The organism is Pseudomonas sp. KH_046_1, from assembly GCF_057839025.1.
In genome coordinates this window covers 5,970,362-5,984,040 of sequence record NZ_CM174481.1, presented here as the reverse complement: position 1 = coordinate 5,984,040, position 13,679 = coordinate 5,970,362, and the positions used below count along the sequence as shown (strand labels likewise).

Here is a 13,679-nt window from a genome sequence, read left to right as displayed (position 1 = left end):
GATCAGACTGCGACCTTGTGGTCGGCAAGTCCCGGGCTGCTGACCCGGTAGATGCCGATCTCACCTAACAGATTAGGCCATAGCTTGCTGGCCCACCCGTGCCGATGCTGTTGATCCACGGCAAGCCGATCAATGACCTTCGCCTCACGTTCGCGACACAAGGCTTCAAAGTCGGCGAAGGTGCAGAAGTGAATGTTCGGCGTGTTGTACCAGGTGTACGGCAGGAACTCGGAAACCGGCATGCGGCCCTTGCTCGCCAGGTACCAGCGGCAGCGCCAGTGACCGAAATTCGGGAAAGTGATGATGCACTGACGGCCCACGCGCAGCATTTCCTCGAGGATCCTGTCCGGGTAGTGCACCGCTTGCAGCGCCTGGGTCATGACCACGATGTCGAAACTGTTGCTGGCAAAGTTGCCCAGGCCCTTGTCCAGGTCCTGTTCTATGACGTTGATGCCCTTGGCCACGCACTCGGCGATGTTGTCGGCGTCGTTTTCCAGGCCATAACCGGTGACTTGTTTGTTATCGCGCAGCCAGGTCAGCAGTTCGCCATCGCCGCACCCGAGGTCGAGCACGCGGCTGCCGGCGGGGATCCATTCCTGGATGATTTCCAGATCAGCTCTCATGGCTTTCTCACAACGTAATGCGGTTCATGTAATTGCCGAATGCCTGCAGGTAGCGCGGGATCGGAATCAGGAAGGCGTCGTGGCCTTGCGGAGCGTCGATCTCGAGGTAGCAGACGTCCTTGCGCGCGGCCATCAGCGCATCCACCAGTTCCCGCGAGCGGGCAGGGGAGAAGCGCCAGTCGGTGGTGAACGACATCACGCAGAACTTGGCCTTGGCACCTTCAAAGGTTTTCGCCAGGTTATCGTCGAAGTTCGCCGCCGGATCGAAGTAATCGAGCGCTTTGGTCATCAACAGGTACGTGTTGGCGTCGAAGCGCCCGGAGAACTCTTCGCCCTGATAGCGCAGGTAGCTTTCAACCTGGAACTCGACGCTGTGGAAGTCGTAGTTGAGCTTCTCGCTCTTGAGCCCGCGGCCGAATTTCTCGCCCATGGAGTCGTCGGACAGATAGGTGATGTGCCCGACCATCCGCGCCAGCATCAGGCCGCGCTTGGGGATCACGTTGTGTTCCTGGAACGAACCGCCGTGGAATTCCGGATCGGTGAGGATCGCTTGGCGTGCCACTTCGTTGAACGCGATGTTCTGTGCCGACAGCTTGGGCGCCGAAGCGATGGCCAGGCAGTGACGGATGCGGTCAGGGTAAGTGATGCTCCATTGCATCGCCTGCATGCCGCCGAGGCTGCCGCCGATCACGGCTGCGAACTGGGCGATGCCGAGACGATCCGCCAAACGCGCCTGGCTGTGTACCCAATCCTCGACGGTCAACACCGGGAAGTCGGCGCCGAACGGCTTGCCGGTGTCCGGGTTGATGCTGCTCGGGCCGGTGGAACCGTTGCAGCCGCCCAGGTTGTTCAGGCTGACCACGAAGAACTTGCTGGTGTCGATCGGCTTGCCGGGGCCGATGCAGCTGTCCCACCAACCGGGTTTGCGGTCGTCGACGCTGTGAAAACCGGCGGCGTGGTGGTGACCGGACAGGGCGTGGCAGATCAGCACGGCGTTGCTCGCCGTGGCGTTGAGCGTGCCGTAGGTTTCGTAAATCAGGTCATAGGCCGGGAGCGAACGGCCGCAGGCCAACGCCAGGGGTTCACTGAAGTGCGCCACTTGCGGCGTCACCAGACCAACAGAATCGGGGGGGAAGGCAGCTGGCATCGACCCTGCTCTCATTGAAATGAGGCGTAAGTCTAAAGACCGCTGGGGTTAGCGGCAAGCAAAGGCCGGGCCTGATTTCATTCGATACAATCGAGGTGCGCCATTCGCGAGCAAGTCCGCTCCCACAGGGGGACGCATTCCAATGTGGGAGCGGGCTTGCTCGCGAAGGCGGCGCCTCGGTGGATCAGGCTGGACGCACCAGATCAGGCAAATCCGGCAACTTCTTCGGCGAGCAGATTCGCACCCGTTTCTGCCTGTTCAACTCGCCACTGATCAGACTGACCTGGCTCTTGGACACGCCAAAGGCCTTGGCCAGAAACGCCATCAGATACGCGTTTGCCTTGCCCTCGACCGGCGGCGCGGTCAGGCGGATCTTCAGGCGATCGCCGTGCAGCCCGCAGAAATCATCACTGCGGGCTGCCGGTTGCAGGTGACACTCCAGAATCAGGTCGTCACCGTCCCAGCGAAACCAGCTCACCGGGTCAGATCAACACGCGGAGGATTTCCGGCATCATGGTCATGGCGGCGAGGTTGTTGATCACCAGCATGTCGATCAGCTTGAGTGCCAGGAACGCAAAGATCGGCGACAGGTCCAGGCCGCCCAGGTTCGGCAGGAACTTGCGGAACGGCGCCAGGGCCGGCTCGCAGACGTCGTTCACCAGTTCGGCGCCCGGGTTATGGCTGCCCGGGGCGACCCAGGACAGGATCACGCTGATGATCAGGGCGAAGAAGAAAATCTTCATGAACAGCGCGGTCACCCCGATGACCGACCAGATCAGCAGTTGCAGCGGGTTGCCGGTGGTGCCGTAGGTCAGCAGCAGGGTCAGGGCCATCAGCGCCAGTTGCACCAGGATCGCCAGCACCAGCGAGGACATGTCCAGGCCGAACACGCTCGGGATGATCCGGCGCAGCGGCTTGAGCAGTGGCTGAGTGGCCTTGACGATGAACTGGCAGATCGGGTTGTAGAAGTTCGCCCGCACCAGTTGCAGTACGAAGCGCATCAGCACGATCAGCAGGTACAGGCTGCCGAGGGTTTGCAGCACGTAGACCGCTGCGGTGTTCAGTCCAATCATGAAAAGCTCCTTATTGACCCAGTTGTTCGGCCATCTCGGCCGAGCGATGCGCGGCAGCGCCGAGTGCCTTTTCGACCAGGGCTTCAAAGCCATTGGCCTGGAACGACTTGATTGCAGCTTCCGTGGTGCCCGCGGGCGAGGTGACACGGCGGCGCAACTCGGCGGCGTCGACGTCGCTGGAGACCGCCATGTGTGCGGCGCCCAGTGCGGTTTGCAGGGTCAGTTGCGCGGCGATGTCCGCCGGCAGGCCGAGTTTCACCCCGGCGGCGGTCATGGCCTCGATCAACAGGAAGAAATACGCCGGGCCCGAGCCGGAAACGGCGGTGACGGCATCCAGTTGCTGCTCTTCATTCAGCCAAAGGGCGATGCCGACCGCGGACAGCAGCTCCTGGGCCTGCTGACGCTGTTCGGCTGATACTTCGGCTGTTGCGAACAGGCCGCTCGCGCCCTGACGCACCAGCGCCGGGGTGTTGGGCATGCAGCGCACGATTGGCTGGGCGCCGAGCCAGTTGTTCATGCTGGCGCAGGTGATGCCCGCGGCAATCGAAACCACCAGTTGATCGGGTTTGAGGCTTGGGCGAATGGCTTCGCACACGGATTTCATCGCCTGCGGCTTGACCGCCAGCACGACGACGTTGGCGCCATCGATGGCCTGGGCGTTGTCGGCAAAGGTTTCGATGCCGTGTTCAGCACTCACGCGGGCGCGGGTTTCTTCGCCCGGATCGCTGGCGCGGATCTGTGCGGCTTCCAGACCTTTGGCCCGCAGGCCGCCGATCAGGCTGGCGGCCATGTTGCCGGCACCGATAAAGGCAATACGTGTCTTGCTCATGTCAGGTCCTTATTCAGAAGTGTGTCAGCCATGTTTACGGCTGGCCGTAGTCGCGGGCGCCAAACAGGGCCGTACCAATACGGACCCAGGTGGCACCCTGGGCAATGGCTGACTCAAGGTCGTGGCTCATGCCCATGGAAAGTGTGTCGAGTGGCAGGTTCAGGCTGGCTTGCAGGTTTTGCACGGCAGCGAAAGCGGCATCCTGGGCAGCGCGATCTTCAGTCGGCTCGGGGATTGCCATCAACCCGCGCAGTTTCAGGCGCGGCAGGTTACTGATGGCGTTGGCCAGGGCCGGCAGGTCGGCCGGGGTGCAGCCGGATTTGCTGGCTTCACCGCTGACATTGACCTGAATGCAGATGTTCAGGGGTGGCAAATCGGCGGGACGTTGTTCGGACAGGCGTTGTGCGACTTTCAGACGATCCACGGAATGCACCCAGTCGAAGTGCTCGGCGATAGCACGAGTCTTGTTCGATTGAATGGGGCCGATGAAGTGCCAGATCAAGGGCAAGTCGGCCAGTTCGACTTGCTTGCCCAGCGCTTCCTGCAGGTAGTTCTCGCCAAAGTCGCACAGGCCGGCAGCGTAGGCTTCACGCAGGTCTTGAGCGGGTTTGGTCTTGCTCACGGCCAGCAACCGGACACTGTTTTCGGCACGGTTGGCGGCGAGTGTTGCGGCGTTTATGCGCGAACTAACTTCGAGAATGTTGTCTGCTATGGTGGACATCAAGAGGCGCCAGCGGTCTGAAGGTTCGCGGCATTCTACTGGAATTGAGAGACGCTATGGATATCACCGAACTGCTGGCTTTCAGCGCCAAACAGGGCGCATCCGACCTGCACCTGTCCGCCGGCCTACCGCCGATGATTCGGGTGGATGGCGATGTGCGGCGCATCAACCTGCCGCCCCTGGACCACCAGCAGGTGCAGGCACTGATCCATGCCATCATGAATGACACCCAGCGGGTGGATTTCGAAAAGCACCTGGAAACCGACTTTTCCTTCGACGTGCCCGGCGTGGCGCGCTTTCGGGTCAATGTGTTCAACCAGAACCGTGGCGCGGGTGCCGTGTTTCGCACCATCCCGGCAAAAGTGCAGAGCATGGACGAACTGGGCATGGGCGACGTGTTCCACAAGATGACCGACGCTCCCCGTGGCCTGGTGCTGGTGACCGGCCCGACCGGTTCCGGCAAATCCACCACGCTCGCGGCGATGATCGATTACCTCAATACCCATCGTCATCACCACATCCTCACCATCGAGGACCCCATCGAGTTCGTTCACGAGTCGCGCAAATGCCTGATCAATCAGCGTGAAGTCCACCGCGATACCCGTAGTTTCGCCACCGCCTTACGTTCGGCGCTGCGGGAAGACCCGGATGTGATCCTGGTGGGGGAGATGCGCGATCTGGAGACCATTCGCCTGGCATTGACCGCGGCCGAAACCGGCCATCTGGTGTTCGGCACGCTGCACACCACGTCGGCAGCGAAAACCATCGATCGGGTGGTCGACGTGTTTCCGGGGGACGAGAAGTCGATGGTGCGCTCAATGCTTTCCGAGTCGCTGCTGGCGGTGGTGTCCCAGACCCTGGTGAAGAAAATCGGCGGCGGACGCATCGCGGCCCACGAAATCATGCTGGGGACATCGGCAATCCGCAACCTGATCCGCGAGGACAAGGTGGCGCAGATGTACTCGGCGATTCAGTCGGGAGGGTCGTTGGGGATGCAGACGCTGGATATGAGCTTGAAGGACCTGGTGAGCAAGGGGTTGGTCAGTCGCGACCATGCGCGGGAGAAGGCGCGGTCACCGGATGGCTTTTGAGGAGGATTTGTGGTGCTTTCAAGGGCCTCTTCGCGAGCAAGCCCGCTCCCACATGGATTGCATTAATCCTGTGGGAGCGGGCTTGCTCGCGATGGGGCCATCATGCTCGATGCAGATTCAGGGCACTGAAATCAGCGCTGAACAACCCGCAACGCATTCTGTTCTTTCGGCAGAACTCGCTTGGCAACCACGTAGTGGTTTTCCCAGTACGGTTTCTTCAAAGTGTCGATGGACACCGACTTGCCGCGACGTGGAGCGTGGATGAAACGGTCGTTGCCCAGGTAAATGGCAACGTGATTGACCCGACGGCTCTTGATGTTGAAGAAAATCAGGTCGCCCGGCTTCAGGTCGTTGCGATCGACTTTCTCCCCATGACCGCTGGCCATGGCGTTGGAGGTGCGTGGCAGGTCGAACGTGGCGTCGTTGAACGCGTATTTCACCAGGCCGCTGCAATCGAAACCTTTGCTTGGGCTGCTGCCGCCCCAACGATAAGGAGTGCCGAGGACGTTCACGGCGCGGCTCAGCACGTCGCTGCTTTCCTTGGTGCCCATCGGTGGAACCAGGCCGCTTTTGCTGCTGGCCAGGCTTGGAGCATATTTAGCGGATTTTTTGTCTTTGCTCGAAGGAGCAGAGGCATGGGATTTTGGGGTGTAACCATTAACGTTTGGAAGACGTTGCTCACGATTGGTGGCGTGGGCGGCCAGTGGCATCAAAAGGCAAATGGTTAGCCATGTCTTGAAAAATGAACGCATTAGGCAAGGCTCTTAATAAGTTAGCGCGCAACTTTATAACAGCTTTTTTGCCGCTTCCGAGGCCGTTGGTCGATTCAATCAGGAGGGCAATGGTGGCAAAAAAGCGGCAAAATGGCGCAATTGTCGGACAGGAGTCTTGTGTTACAAGGCTTTGACAGGCGTGAAGGTAGCATTTGCCATGCGTCGGGTGCCTGTAAAAAAGTCACAAAGAATTAAAGAATATTTATCTATCGTGTGAATCGAGGTCATTCATGAACCCCTATCAACAGGCTGTCCAGCAGCAAGATACCCACAGCAAAGTGATCGGTTACCTGCTGTGGATTTTCGGTTTTACCGGCGCTCACCGCTTCTATTACGGCAGGCCGGTGACCGGGACGATCTGGTTCTTCACCTTCGGCTTGCTGGGGATCGGTTGGCTGATCGACCTTTTCCTGATCCCGGCGATGGATCGCGAGGCTGACCTGCGGTTTACCGCGGGTCCCATCGAATACAACGTGGCGTGGATCCTGCTGACGTTTCTCGGTGTGTTCGGTGTGCACCGGATGTATCAGGGGAAATGGATCAGTGGGTTGCTGTACCTGCTGACCGGCGGGTTGTTCTTTCTCGGGGTGCTGTATGACTTCTGGACGTTGAATGACCAGGTTTCTGTGCGTAACGCGCAGAGTCGCGGCGCCTTTTAGTCAGTCTTCGCGAGCAAGCCCGCTCCCACATTTGATCTCTGGTGTTCACACAATATGTGGTCACTGGAGATTTATGTGGGAGCGGGCTTGCTCGCGAATGCAGGCGATGCGGTTTTAAGCCTGGTGGCTAATGCGCCCATCCACCAAGGTGTAACGCACCACACCCGGCAAGCTGTGGCCAATGAACGGGCAGTTTTCGCCCTTGGACAGCCAGGTTTCACCCGCCACTGTAGAGGCCGTCGGGTCGAACAGTACGATGTCCGCCGCACCACCCACCGCCAGTTTGCCTGCCGGCAGGCGCAAGGCCTCGGCAGGGCCGGCGCTCAGGCGCTTGAGCAGTGTCGGCAGGTCCAGCAAGCCGTCTTCAACCAAGGTCATTGCCAGTGGCAATAGCAGTTCAACGCTGCTGATGCCTGGCTCGGTCGCGCCGAACGGTGCCAGTTTGGCGTCACGCTCATGGGGTTGGTGATGGCTGGAGATAGCCGAGATCACGCCGGATTTCACCGCTGCGCGCAGGCCTTCGCGGTCGGCGTGGGTGCGTAGCGGCGGCTGGACGTGATACAGGCTGCTGAAGCCGATCAGGGCTTCGTCGGTCAGGATCAACTGGTACAGGGCAACATCCGCGGTCACCTTCAGGCCCCGGGCCTGGGCCTGGGCGATCAGCTCCACACCGCGTGCGCTGGTGAGTTGGCTGAAGTGCGCGCGCACGCCGGTCTGTTCAACCAGCAGCAGATCCCGGGCCAGGGCGACGGTCTCGGCGCTTTCCGGAATGCCCGGCAAGCCCAGGAAGCTGGCGGTCGGCCCTTCGTGGGCCAGGCCACCCTCGGCCAGGTCGTAATCCTGGGAGTTGAAAATCACCGTCAGGTCGAAAGTCGCTGCGTAGTCCAGTGCCCGGCACAGGGTGCGGGTGTTGCGGAAGCTCTCCAGGCCATTACCGAAGGCCACGCAACCGGCATCGCGCAGTGCCACGAGTTCGGCGAGCTGTTCGCCGTCCAGGCCTTTGCTCAGGGCGCCAATCGGGAAGACTTTGGTGTTGCCGGCCTCACGGGCGCGGTCGAGGATCAGTTCAGCCACCGCCGAGGTGTCCAGCACCGGTTTGGTCTTTGGCGGGCAGCACAGGCTGGTCACGCCGCCAGCCGCCGCCGCGCGGGTTTCGCTGACAATCGAGCCTTTGCGGCTGTAGCCCGGCTCGCGCAGGGCAACGTTGAGGTCGACCAGGCCGGGAGCGGCCACCAGGCCTTTGGCGTCGATCGTGTCGATGGCGACAAAACCGGCTGGCGCCGCGCCAAGGGCGACGACTTTGCAGGCTTCAATGTGGATATCGGTCACTTGATCCAGGCCGCTGGCCGGATCGATCACGCGGGCACCGAGAATGCTGAGCTTCACTGGGCGTTCTCCTGCTCGAATTGGCGCTGGGCAGTCTGCCCGCTCATGGCCATGGACAGTACCGCCATACGAATGGCGATCCCGTAGGTCACCTGGTTGAGGATCACCGAATGCGGGCCGTCGGCCACCGCAGACTCGATTTCCACCCCACGGTTGATCGGCCCCGGGTGCATCACGATGGCATCGGGCTTGGCACCGGCCAGGCGCGCGGTGGTCAGGCCGAACAGGCGATAGAACTCGCCCTCGCTCGGCAACAGGCCGCCGGTCATGCGTTCACGCTGCAGGCGCAGCATGATCACCACGTCCACGTCCTTCAGGCCTTCGGTCATGTCGGTGTAGACCTTCACGCCGTATTGCTCGATGCCGATCGGTAGCAGGGTTTTCGGCGCGATCACGCGGATATCCGGGCAACCGAGGGTTTTCAGGGCCAGCATGTTCGAGCGCGCGACCCGCGAGTGCAGGATGTCGCCGACGATGGCCACCGAAAGGTTTTCGAACCCGCCCTTGTGCCGGCGGATGGTCAGCATGTCGAGCATGCCCTGGGTCGGGTGCGCGTGCCGGCCGTCACCGCCGTTGATGATCGCCACTTGTGGGCAAACATGTTCGGCGATGAAGTGCGCGGCACCCGAATCACCGTGGCGCACGACGAACATGTCGGCGGCCATGGCTTCCAGGTTGCGCAGGGTGTCGAGCAGGGTTTCGCCCTTGCTCGCCGACGACGTGGACACGTTGAGGGTGATCACGTCCGCCGAGAGCCGCTGGGCCGCCAGTTCGAAGGTGGTGCGGGTGCGGGTCGAGTTCTCGAAGAACACGTTGCACACGGTCTTGCCGCGCAGCAGCGGGACTTTCTTCACGGCCCGGGCGCCGACTTCAAGGAAGGAGTCGGCGGTGTCGAGGATTTCCGTCAGCAGCTCGCGGCGCAAACCGTCGAGCGAGAGGAAATGGCGCAGCTGGCCCTGATCATTGAGCTGCAGCGGGCGCTTGGTTTCTAGAGGCGTCATCGCGAGGGGGACTCTCAATAGGGCGAATTAAAGGGCGAGGTCTTGCAGTTCGAGCGCGAGCTCGGGGCCGGACAGCTTCACCCGTTCGTGGGCCGCCAGCGACAGGGTCGCGCCAACCACGTTCGGGCGGATCGGCAGTTCGCCGGCGTCCAGGTCCAGCATGCACACCAGCGTTACGCTGGCCGGGCGGCCGTAGTCGAACAACTCGTTCATGGCAGCGCGGATGGTGCGGCCGCTCATCAGCACGTCGTCGATCAGCACCAGGTGCTGGCCTTCGATCTCGAACGGCAGCGCCGAAGGGCGAACCTGCGGGTGCAGGCCGTTCTGGCTGAAATCGTCGCGGTAGAAGGACACGTCCAGGGTGCCGAGGGGCTCATTGCTGCCCAGCTCCTTGAGCAGGGCCTGGGCCACCCAGACGCCGCCGGTACGGATGCCAATGAAGCGCGGGTCGCTGATGCCTCGTTTGGCCAGATAAGCGTCAAGTCGGGTTGCCATCTGGCTGACCAGTTCGGCGGGATTGGGCAGGCTCATGGTTGCTCCTTCTTGGGTTCGAGCCAGCTTGTGCGGGAAGTGGCTCGGGTTGTAGCTAAGAGAGACGCACAGCGGCTCTTCAGGATTCAAACAGTGCGGTGTTTTCGTCGAGCCAGCCTTGCAGCAGCAGGGCGGCGGCGATGGCATCGACCGGGTTGTCGCGGTAACTGCCTTTCTGGCCGCCACGAGCCAGGCGTTCGCCCTTGGCTTCGAAGGTGGTGAGGCGTTCATCGTGGGTATAAAAGGGCAGGTTGAAGCGACCGTTCAGGCGCCGGGCAAACTTTTCCGCGCGGGCGCACATGTCGCTGGGCGTGCCGTCCATGTTCAACGGCAGGCCAACCACCACGGCATCGGGTTTCCACTCTTTGATGAGGGCTTCGAGCTGGTTCCAGTCGGGAATGCCGTTCTGCGCTTTCAGGGTGCACAGCTCGCGGGCCTGGCCGGTAATCACCTGGCCGACCGCAACGCCGATCTGTTTGGTGCCGTAGTCGAATCCGAGAATCAGCCGCAGAGCCATCAGGCGTGCCCCGCCTGGCTGGTCAGCAGGCTGAGGTTGACGCCCAGGTGCTTGGCCGCCGCTTCCAGGCGCAACTCACTGCTGGTATTGAACAGGATATCGGCGTCGAACGGGCAGTTCAGCCAGGCGTTCTGCGCCAGTTCGGCCTCCAGTTGCCCGGCTTCCCAACCGGCATAGCCGAGCGCAATCAGGCTTTTTGCCGGGCCGACGCCGTCAGCGATGGCGAACAGCACGTCCTGGGAGGTCGACAGGGCCAACTCGTCTTCCAGATCAACGGTCGCCTGGAAGCTCTGACCCTTGGGGTGAAGGACGAAGCCGCGATCGGTCTGCACCGGGCCACCGATGAAGATCGGCACATGCTGGCAGAGCGCTGGCGGTTCGATTTCCGGGCGCAATTGCTCAAGGATATCGGCCAGGTTCAGATCTTGCGGACGGTTGACCACCAGCCCCATGGCGCCATTGGCCGTGTGCTCGACGATGTAGGTCAAGGTGTGCGCAAAGTTCGGGTCGGCCATGTGTGGCATGGCGATCAGGAATTGATGCTTGAGGTAGCTGGGGCTGACGTTTTTCATGACCGCTAGTGTGGCGTTCGAGGGGCGAACTGACAAGCTGGGGATGCCGCAATTTGGCAGTCGACACCGATCAAATGTGGGAGCGGGCTTGCTCGCGAAGGCGTCGTGTCAGTCGACAACTATATTGAATGACTGACCGCATTCGCGAGCAAGCCCGCTCCCACAGGGGATTTGCGGTGGTCAATTGCTTGAGAGTCGATCCCCACGGGCAAATTTCCAGGTGCGGATGATCTCCAGCCGGTCGATATCCGATAAATCCCCGGTAAACGGTGCAAATGGTGCCGCCAGCCGGACGATCCGTTGCGCCGCCTGGTCCAGCAGCGGTTGCCCGGAAGACTCCAGCACCAGCACTTCATACAGCGAGCCATCGCGGTTGATCGACACCATCAAGCGCAAGTTGCCGTAGATCTGTTTGCGCCGCGCTTCATCGGGGTAGTTGAGGTTGCCGATGCGCTCGACTTTCTTGCGCCATTCGTCCTTATACCAGGCGCCCTTGTCGCGCATGGTCGAGGCCGCGCTCAAGCGGTGAATGCGCGGGCGCTTGGCGTACAGCTGTTGTTCGGCGGCCAGTTCCGCTTCGAGGCTGGCGATGTCGCTGGACAGTTGCTCACTGTCGAAGGTCGGCGCCTGGACCTGGGGCTTGACCTCGGTCTTGGGCTCCTCGGTCTTGGCGGGGGCCTTTTTCGGCTTCGGCGCCACGGTGGTCACGACAGCCTTGGGTGGAGCTTCCTGAATTTCAGGCTTGGCGGCCGGCGGTGGCGTGACCTTTTGCACCTTGTTGTCCTGGAATGGCGCGACCTCGGTGGTCTTGGGAATCGCCTTTTTATCCAGGGTGCCGCTGCCTTGCTGATTCTCCTGGGCCAGGAAATCGGCTTTCTCGGGCTTCTTTTCGCTTTTGAAGGTGGCCAGGGTGATTTCCAGGGTTTTGCTGATCTGCTTGGGCTCGACCACTGCAAATCCGACACCCAACAACAAGGCCAGGTGGATCAGCGCTGCCAGAAACAGGGTAAAACCGAGGCGATCGACCGGGCGCACGCCACGGTGGGCGAGTTCGACAGGCAGATCGGACGGGAGGGTCATGACAAGGAAACCAACATCGCGTTTTCACAGGCCGCGCATGATAACGCAATGTTGGTTTGGCTAATCAACGTGCCTTGAGCTTCTGATCGATGGCATCCATCAACATGCCGCCGATGTCAGTGCCAAACGCGTTATCGATCTCGCGAATGCAGGTCGGACTGGTGACGTTGATCTCGGTCAGGTGCTCGCCGATCACGTCCAGACCCACGAACAACAGGCCTTTTTCACGCAGGGTCGGGCCGACTTGCGCGGCGATCCAGCGGTCCTTGTCGGTCAATGGACGGGCTTCGCCACGACCACCGGCGGCCAGGTTGCCACGGGTTTCGCCCTGGGCCGGAATCCGCGCCAGGCAATAATCCACAGGCTCGCCGTCGATCATCAGGATGCGCTTGTCGCCATCGACGATGGCCGGCAGGTAACCCTGGATCATGATTTGCTGCTGACCATGCAGGGTCAGGGTTTCGAGGATCACCGACAGGTTCGGATGCCCTGCGGTGTGGCGGAAGATCGAAGAACCGCCCATGCCGTCCAGCGGTTTGAGGATCACATCGCCATGATGATCGGCGAATTCGCGCAGCACGTCAGGGCGACGGCTGACGATAGTCGGCGGAGTGCATTGCGGGAACAGCGTGGCGAACAGCTTCTCGTTGCAGTCGCGCAGGCTTTGCGGCTTGTTGACCACCAGCACACCAGCGCGCTCGGCCTGTTCCAGCAAATAGGTGGAGTAGACGAACTCCATGTCGAACGGCGGATCCTTGCGCATCAGGATCACGTCCAGATCGCTCAGCAGCGCGTCACTTTCGGCACCCAGTTCGAACCATTTTTCCGGGTTGGCGAAAACCTGCAGTGGACGCATCCGCGCCCGGGCCTGGCCTTCGCCCTGATACAGGTCGCGCTGTTCCATGTAGAACAGTTCCCAGCCACGCTTCTGCGCGGCCAGCAGCATGGCCAGCGAGCTATCCTTTTTATAGGAAATGCTGGCGATAGGGTCCATGACAATCCCGACGCGAACGCTCATTGGGTTTTCCTCGAAAATTGGCTACCGGATCGGTATGAAAAAAGTGGCGTCAGAGTGGCGCTGAGTGTGTTCCCGGTCAAGGAAAAACCACCTTGCCGGTCGGCCGATAGATTGGTTTTGGAGACTGTGCTAAAAAGGCTGCCATGTCGTGCCGGCCCTTGAACATCAAGGGTTTCGAGCCGCGTTAACCGGCAAACGGACAATTTGTTTCGCAAAGGCGACGGTAGAGCATTTTATGGAACGGCACCCCAGCGCCTTGAAGGTCATGGTAATCGACGATTCGAAGACGATCCGTCGCACCGCCGAAACGCTGCTCAAGAACGTGGGTTGTGAGGTCATCACGGCCGTCGACGGTTTTGATGCCCTGGCCAAGATTGTCGACAACCACCCCGGCATCATCTTTGTCGACATCATGATGCCGCGCCTGGATGGCTATCAGACCTGCGCTCTGATCAAGAACAACAGTGCGTTCAAGTCCACGCCGGTGATTATGCTGTCGTCCAAGGACGGGCTGTTCGACAAGGCCAAGGGGCGCATCGTCGGCTCCGACCAGTTTTTGACCAAACCTTTCAGCAAGGAAGAATTGCTTGATGCGATCCAGGCCCATGTTCCTGGCTTCGCCGCCGTTTTGCCGCAGTAGGACACGCACAGTGACGCT

The 13,679-nt window shown here is 61.0% G+C and carries 17 protein-coding genes; 3 read left to right on the top strand and 14 right to left on the bottom strand.

Annotation, left to right across the window (positions count from 1 at the left end):
- Positions 1–2 precede the first annotated feature (2 nt).
- The 6 genes from metW to AC3IT9_RS27425 all read right to left on the bottom strand — a co-directional run bounded on the left by metW (position 3) and on the right by AC3IT9_RS27425 (position 4,393).
- Positions 3–623: a methionine biosynthesis protein MetW gene (gene metW, locus AC3IT9_RS27450; protein WP_150725053.1), complete on the bottom strand. Its 621-nt coding sequence runs from the start codon at positions 621–623 to the stop codon at positions 3–5.
- 7 nt (positions 624–630) lie between these two features.
- Positions 631–1,770, bottom strand: coding sequence for a homoserine O-succinyltransferase MetX (gene metX / locus AC3IT9_RS27445; RefSeq protein WP_150725054.1), 1,140 nt, complete (start codon positions 1,768–1,770; stop codon positions 631–633).
- Between the two features lie 184 nt (positions 1,771–1,954).
- Positions 1,955–2,248 carry a DUF167 domain-containing protein gene (locus AC3IT9_RS27440; RefSeq protein WP_489271426.1) on the bottom strand — a complete coding sequence of 98 codons (294 nt, stop codon included), beginning with the start codon at positions 2,246–2,248 and terminating at the stop codon, positions 1,955–1,957.
- Between the two features lie 4 nt (positions 2,249–2,252).
- Entirely contained in the window at positions 2,253–2,843 is a 591-nt protein-coding gene (locus tag AC3IT9_RS27435) for a YggT family protein (protein ID WP_150725055.1), read from the bottom strand.
- Between the two features lie 10 nt (positions 2,844–2,853).
- A complete protein-coding gene (proC, locus tag AC3IT9_RS27430) occupies positions 2,854–3,672 on the bottom strand; it encodes a pyrroline-5-carboxylate reductase (RefSeq protein ID WP_489271425.1) in 819 nt (272 codons plus the stop codon).
- 34 nt (positions 3,673–3,706) lie between these two features.
- Positions 3,707–4,393, bottom strand: a complete 687-nt coding sequence (locus tag AC3IT9_RS27425) for a YggS family pyridoxal phosphate-dependent enzyme (protein WP_150725057.1) — start codon at positions 4,391–4,393, stop codon at positions 3,707–3,709.
- Positions 4,394–4,449: 56 nt separating this feature from the next.
- On the opposite strand from AC3IT9_RS27425, the gene AC3IT9_RS27420 reads away from it, so the two are divergent.
- Entirely contained in the window at positions 4,450–5,484 is a 1,035-nt protein-coding gene (locus AC3IT9_RS27420) for a type IV pilus twitching motility protein PilT (protein ID WP_489271424.1), read from the top strand.
- A gap of 131 nt (positions 5,485–5,615) precedes the next feature.
- On the opposite strand, the gene AC3IT9_RS27415 is transcribed toward AC3IT9_RS27420, so the two are convergent.
- A complete protein-coding gene (locus tag AC3IT9_RS27415; RefSeq protein WP_057712918.1) occupies positions 5,616–6,236 on the bottom strand; it encodes a C40 family peptidase in 621 nt (206 codons plus the stop codon).
- A 251-nt stretch (positions 6,237–6,487) separates the two neighbouring features.
- Between AC3IT9_RS27415 and AC3IT9_RS27410 the strand changes: the two genes are divergently transcribed.
- Complete coding sequence (locus AC3IT9_RS27410) at positions 6,488–6,916, top strand: NINE protein (RefSeq protein WP_150755102.1); 429 nt, start codon at positions 6,488–6,490, stop codon at positions 6,914–6,916.
- Between the two features lie 114 nt (positions 6,917–7,030).
- Here AC3IT9_RS27410 and AC3IT9_RS27405 read toward each other — a convergent pair whose 3' ends face one another.
- The 7 genes from AC3IT9_RS27405 to gshB form a co-directional block, all read right to left on the bottom strand.
- Positions 7,031–8,302, bottom strand: coding sequence for a dihydroorotase (locus AC3IT9_RS27405; RefSeq protein ID WP_489271423.1), 1,272 nt, complete (start codon positions 8,300–8,302; stop codon positions 7,031–7,033).
- Positions 8,299–9,303: an aspartate carbamoyltransferase catalytic subunit gene (locus AC3IT9_RS27400; RefSeq protein ID WP_007939362.1), complete on the bottom strand. Its 1,005-nt coding sequence runs from the start codon at positions 9,301–9,303 to the stop codon at positions 8,299–8,301. The genes AC3IT9_RS27405 and AC3IT9_RS27400 overlap by 4 nt, the downstream gene beginning before the upstream one ends.
- Positions 9,304–9,330: 27 nt before the next feature.
- A complete protein-coding gene (gene pyrR, locus AC3IT9_RS27395; RefSeq protein ID WP_150725061.1) occupies positions 9,331–9,834 on the bottom strand; it encodes a bifunctional pyr operon transcriptional regulator/uracil phosphoribosyltransferase PyrR in 504 nt (167 codons plus the stop codon).
- Positions 9,835–9,913: 79 nt separating this feature from the next.
- Entirely contained in the window at positions 9,914–10,351 is a 438-nt protein-coding gene (gene ruvX, locus AC3IT9_RS27390; protein ID WP_103395762.1) for a Holliday junction resolvase RuvX, read from the bottom strand.
- A complete protein-coding gene (locus AC3IT9_RS27385; RefSeq protein WP_057712922.1) occupies positions 10,351–10,923 on the bottom strand; it encodes a YqgE/AlgH family protein in 573 nt (190 codons plus the stop codon). The genes ruvX and AC3IT9_RS27385 overlap by 1 nt, the downstream gene beginning before the upstream one ends.
- Before the next feature lie 180 nt (positions 10,924–11,103).
- Positions 11,104–12,003, bottom strand: a complete 900-nt coding sequence (locus AC3IT9_RS27380) for an energy transducer TonB (protein ID WP_489271422.1) — start codon at positions 12,001–12,003, stop codon at positions 11,104–11,106.
- A 64-nt stretch (positions 12,004–12,067) separates the two neighbouring features.
- Positions 12,068–13,021, bottom strand: coding sequence for a glutathione synthase (gene gshB / locus AC3IT9_RS27375; RefSeq protein ID WP_057712924.1), 954 nt, complete (start codon positions 13,019–13,021; stop codon positions 12,068–12,070).
- Between the two features lie 235 nt (positions 13,022–13,256).
- Between gshB and pilG the strand changes: the two genes are divergently transcribed.
- Complete coding sequence (gene pilG, locus AC3IT9_RS27370) at positions 13,257–13,661, top strand: twitching motility response regulator PilG (RefSeq protein ID WP_150725063.1); 405 nt, start codon at positions 13,257–13,259, stop codon at positions 13,659–13,661.
- Positions 13,662–13,679 lie beyond the last annotated feature (18 nt).

Excerpts from the sequence above, each read along its gene's own strand:
- metW (WP_150725053.1), bottom strand. The coding sequence starts at position 623 with ATGAGAGCTGATCTGGAAATCATCCAGGAATGGATCCCCGCCGGCAGC.
- metX (WP_150725054.1), bottom strand. The coding sequence starts at position 1,770 with ATGCCAGCTGCCTTCCCCCCCGATTCTGTTGGTCTGGTGACGCCGCAA.
- AC3IT9_RS27435 (WP_150725055.1), bottom strand. The coding sequence starts at position 2,843 with ATGATTGGACTGAACACCGCAGCGGTCTACGTGCTGCAAACCCTCGGC.
- proC (WP_489271425.1), bottom strand. The coding sequence starts at position 3,672 with ATGAGCAAGACACGTATTGCCTTTATCGGTGCCGGCAACATGGCCGCC.
- AC3IT9_RS27425 (WP_150725057.1), bottom strand. The coding sequence starts at position 4,393 with ATGTCCACCATAGCAGACAACATTCTCGAAGTTAGTTCGCGCATAAAC.
- AC3IT9_RS27420 (WP_489271424.1), top strand. The coding sequence starts at position 4,450 with ATGGATATCACCGAACTGCTGGCTTTCAGCGCCAAACAGGGCGCATCC.
- AC3IT9_RS27415 (WP_057712918.1), bottom strand. The coding sequence starts at position 6,236 with ATGCGTTCATTTTTCAAGACATGGCTAACCATTTGCCTTTTGATGCCA.
- AC3IT9_RS27410 (WP_150755102.1), top strand. The coding sequence starts at position 6,488 with ATGAACCCCTATCAACAGGCTGTCCAGCAGCAAGATACCCACAGCAAA.
- AC3IT9_RS27400 (WP_007939362.1), bottom strand. The coding sequence starts at position 9,303 with ATGACGCCTCTAGAAACCAAGCGCCCGCTGCAGCTCAATGATCAGGGC.
- pyrR (WP_150725061.1), bottom strand. The coding sequence starts at position 9,834 with ATGAGCCTGCCCAATCCCGCCGAACTGGTCAGCCAGATGGCAACCCGA.
- ruvX (WP_103395762.1), bottom strand. The coding sequence starts at position 10,351 with ATGGCTCTGCGGCTGATTCTCGGATTCGACTACGGCACCAAACAGATC.
- AC3IT9_RS27385 (WP_057712922.1), bottom strand. The coding sequence starts at position 10,923 with ATGAAAAACGTCAGCCCCAGCTACCTCAAGCATCAATTCCTGATCGCC.
- AC3IT9_RS27380 (WP_489271422.1), bottom strand. The coding sequence starts at position 12,003 with ATGACCCTCCCGTCCGATCTGCCTGTCGAACTCGCCCACCGTGGCGTG.
- gshB (WP_057712924.1), bottom strand. The coding sequence starts at position 13,021 with ATGAGCGTTCGCGTCGGGATTGTCATGGACCCTATCGCCAGCATTTCC.
- pilG (WP_150725063.1), top strand. The coding sequence starts at position 13,257 with ATGGAACGGCACCCCAGCGCCTTGAAGGTCATGGTAATCGACGATTCG.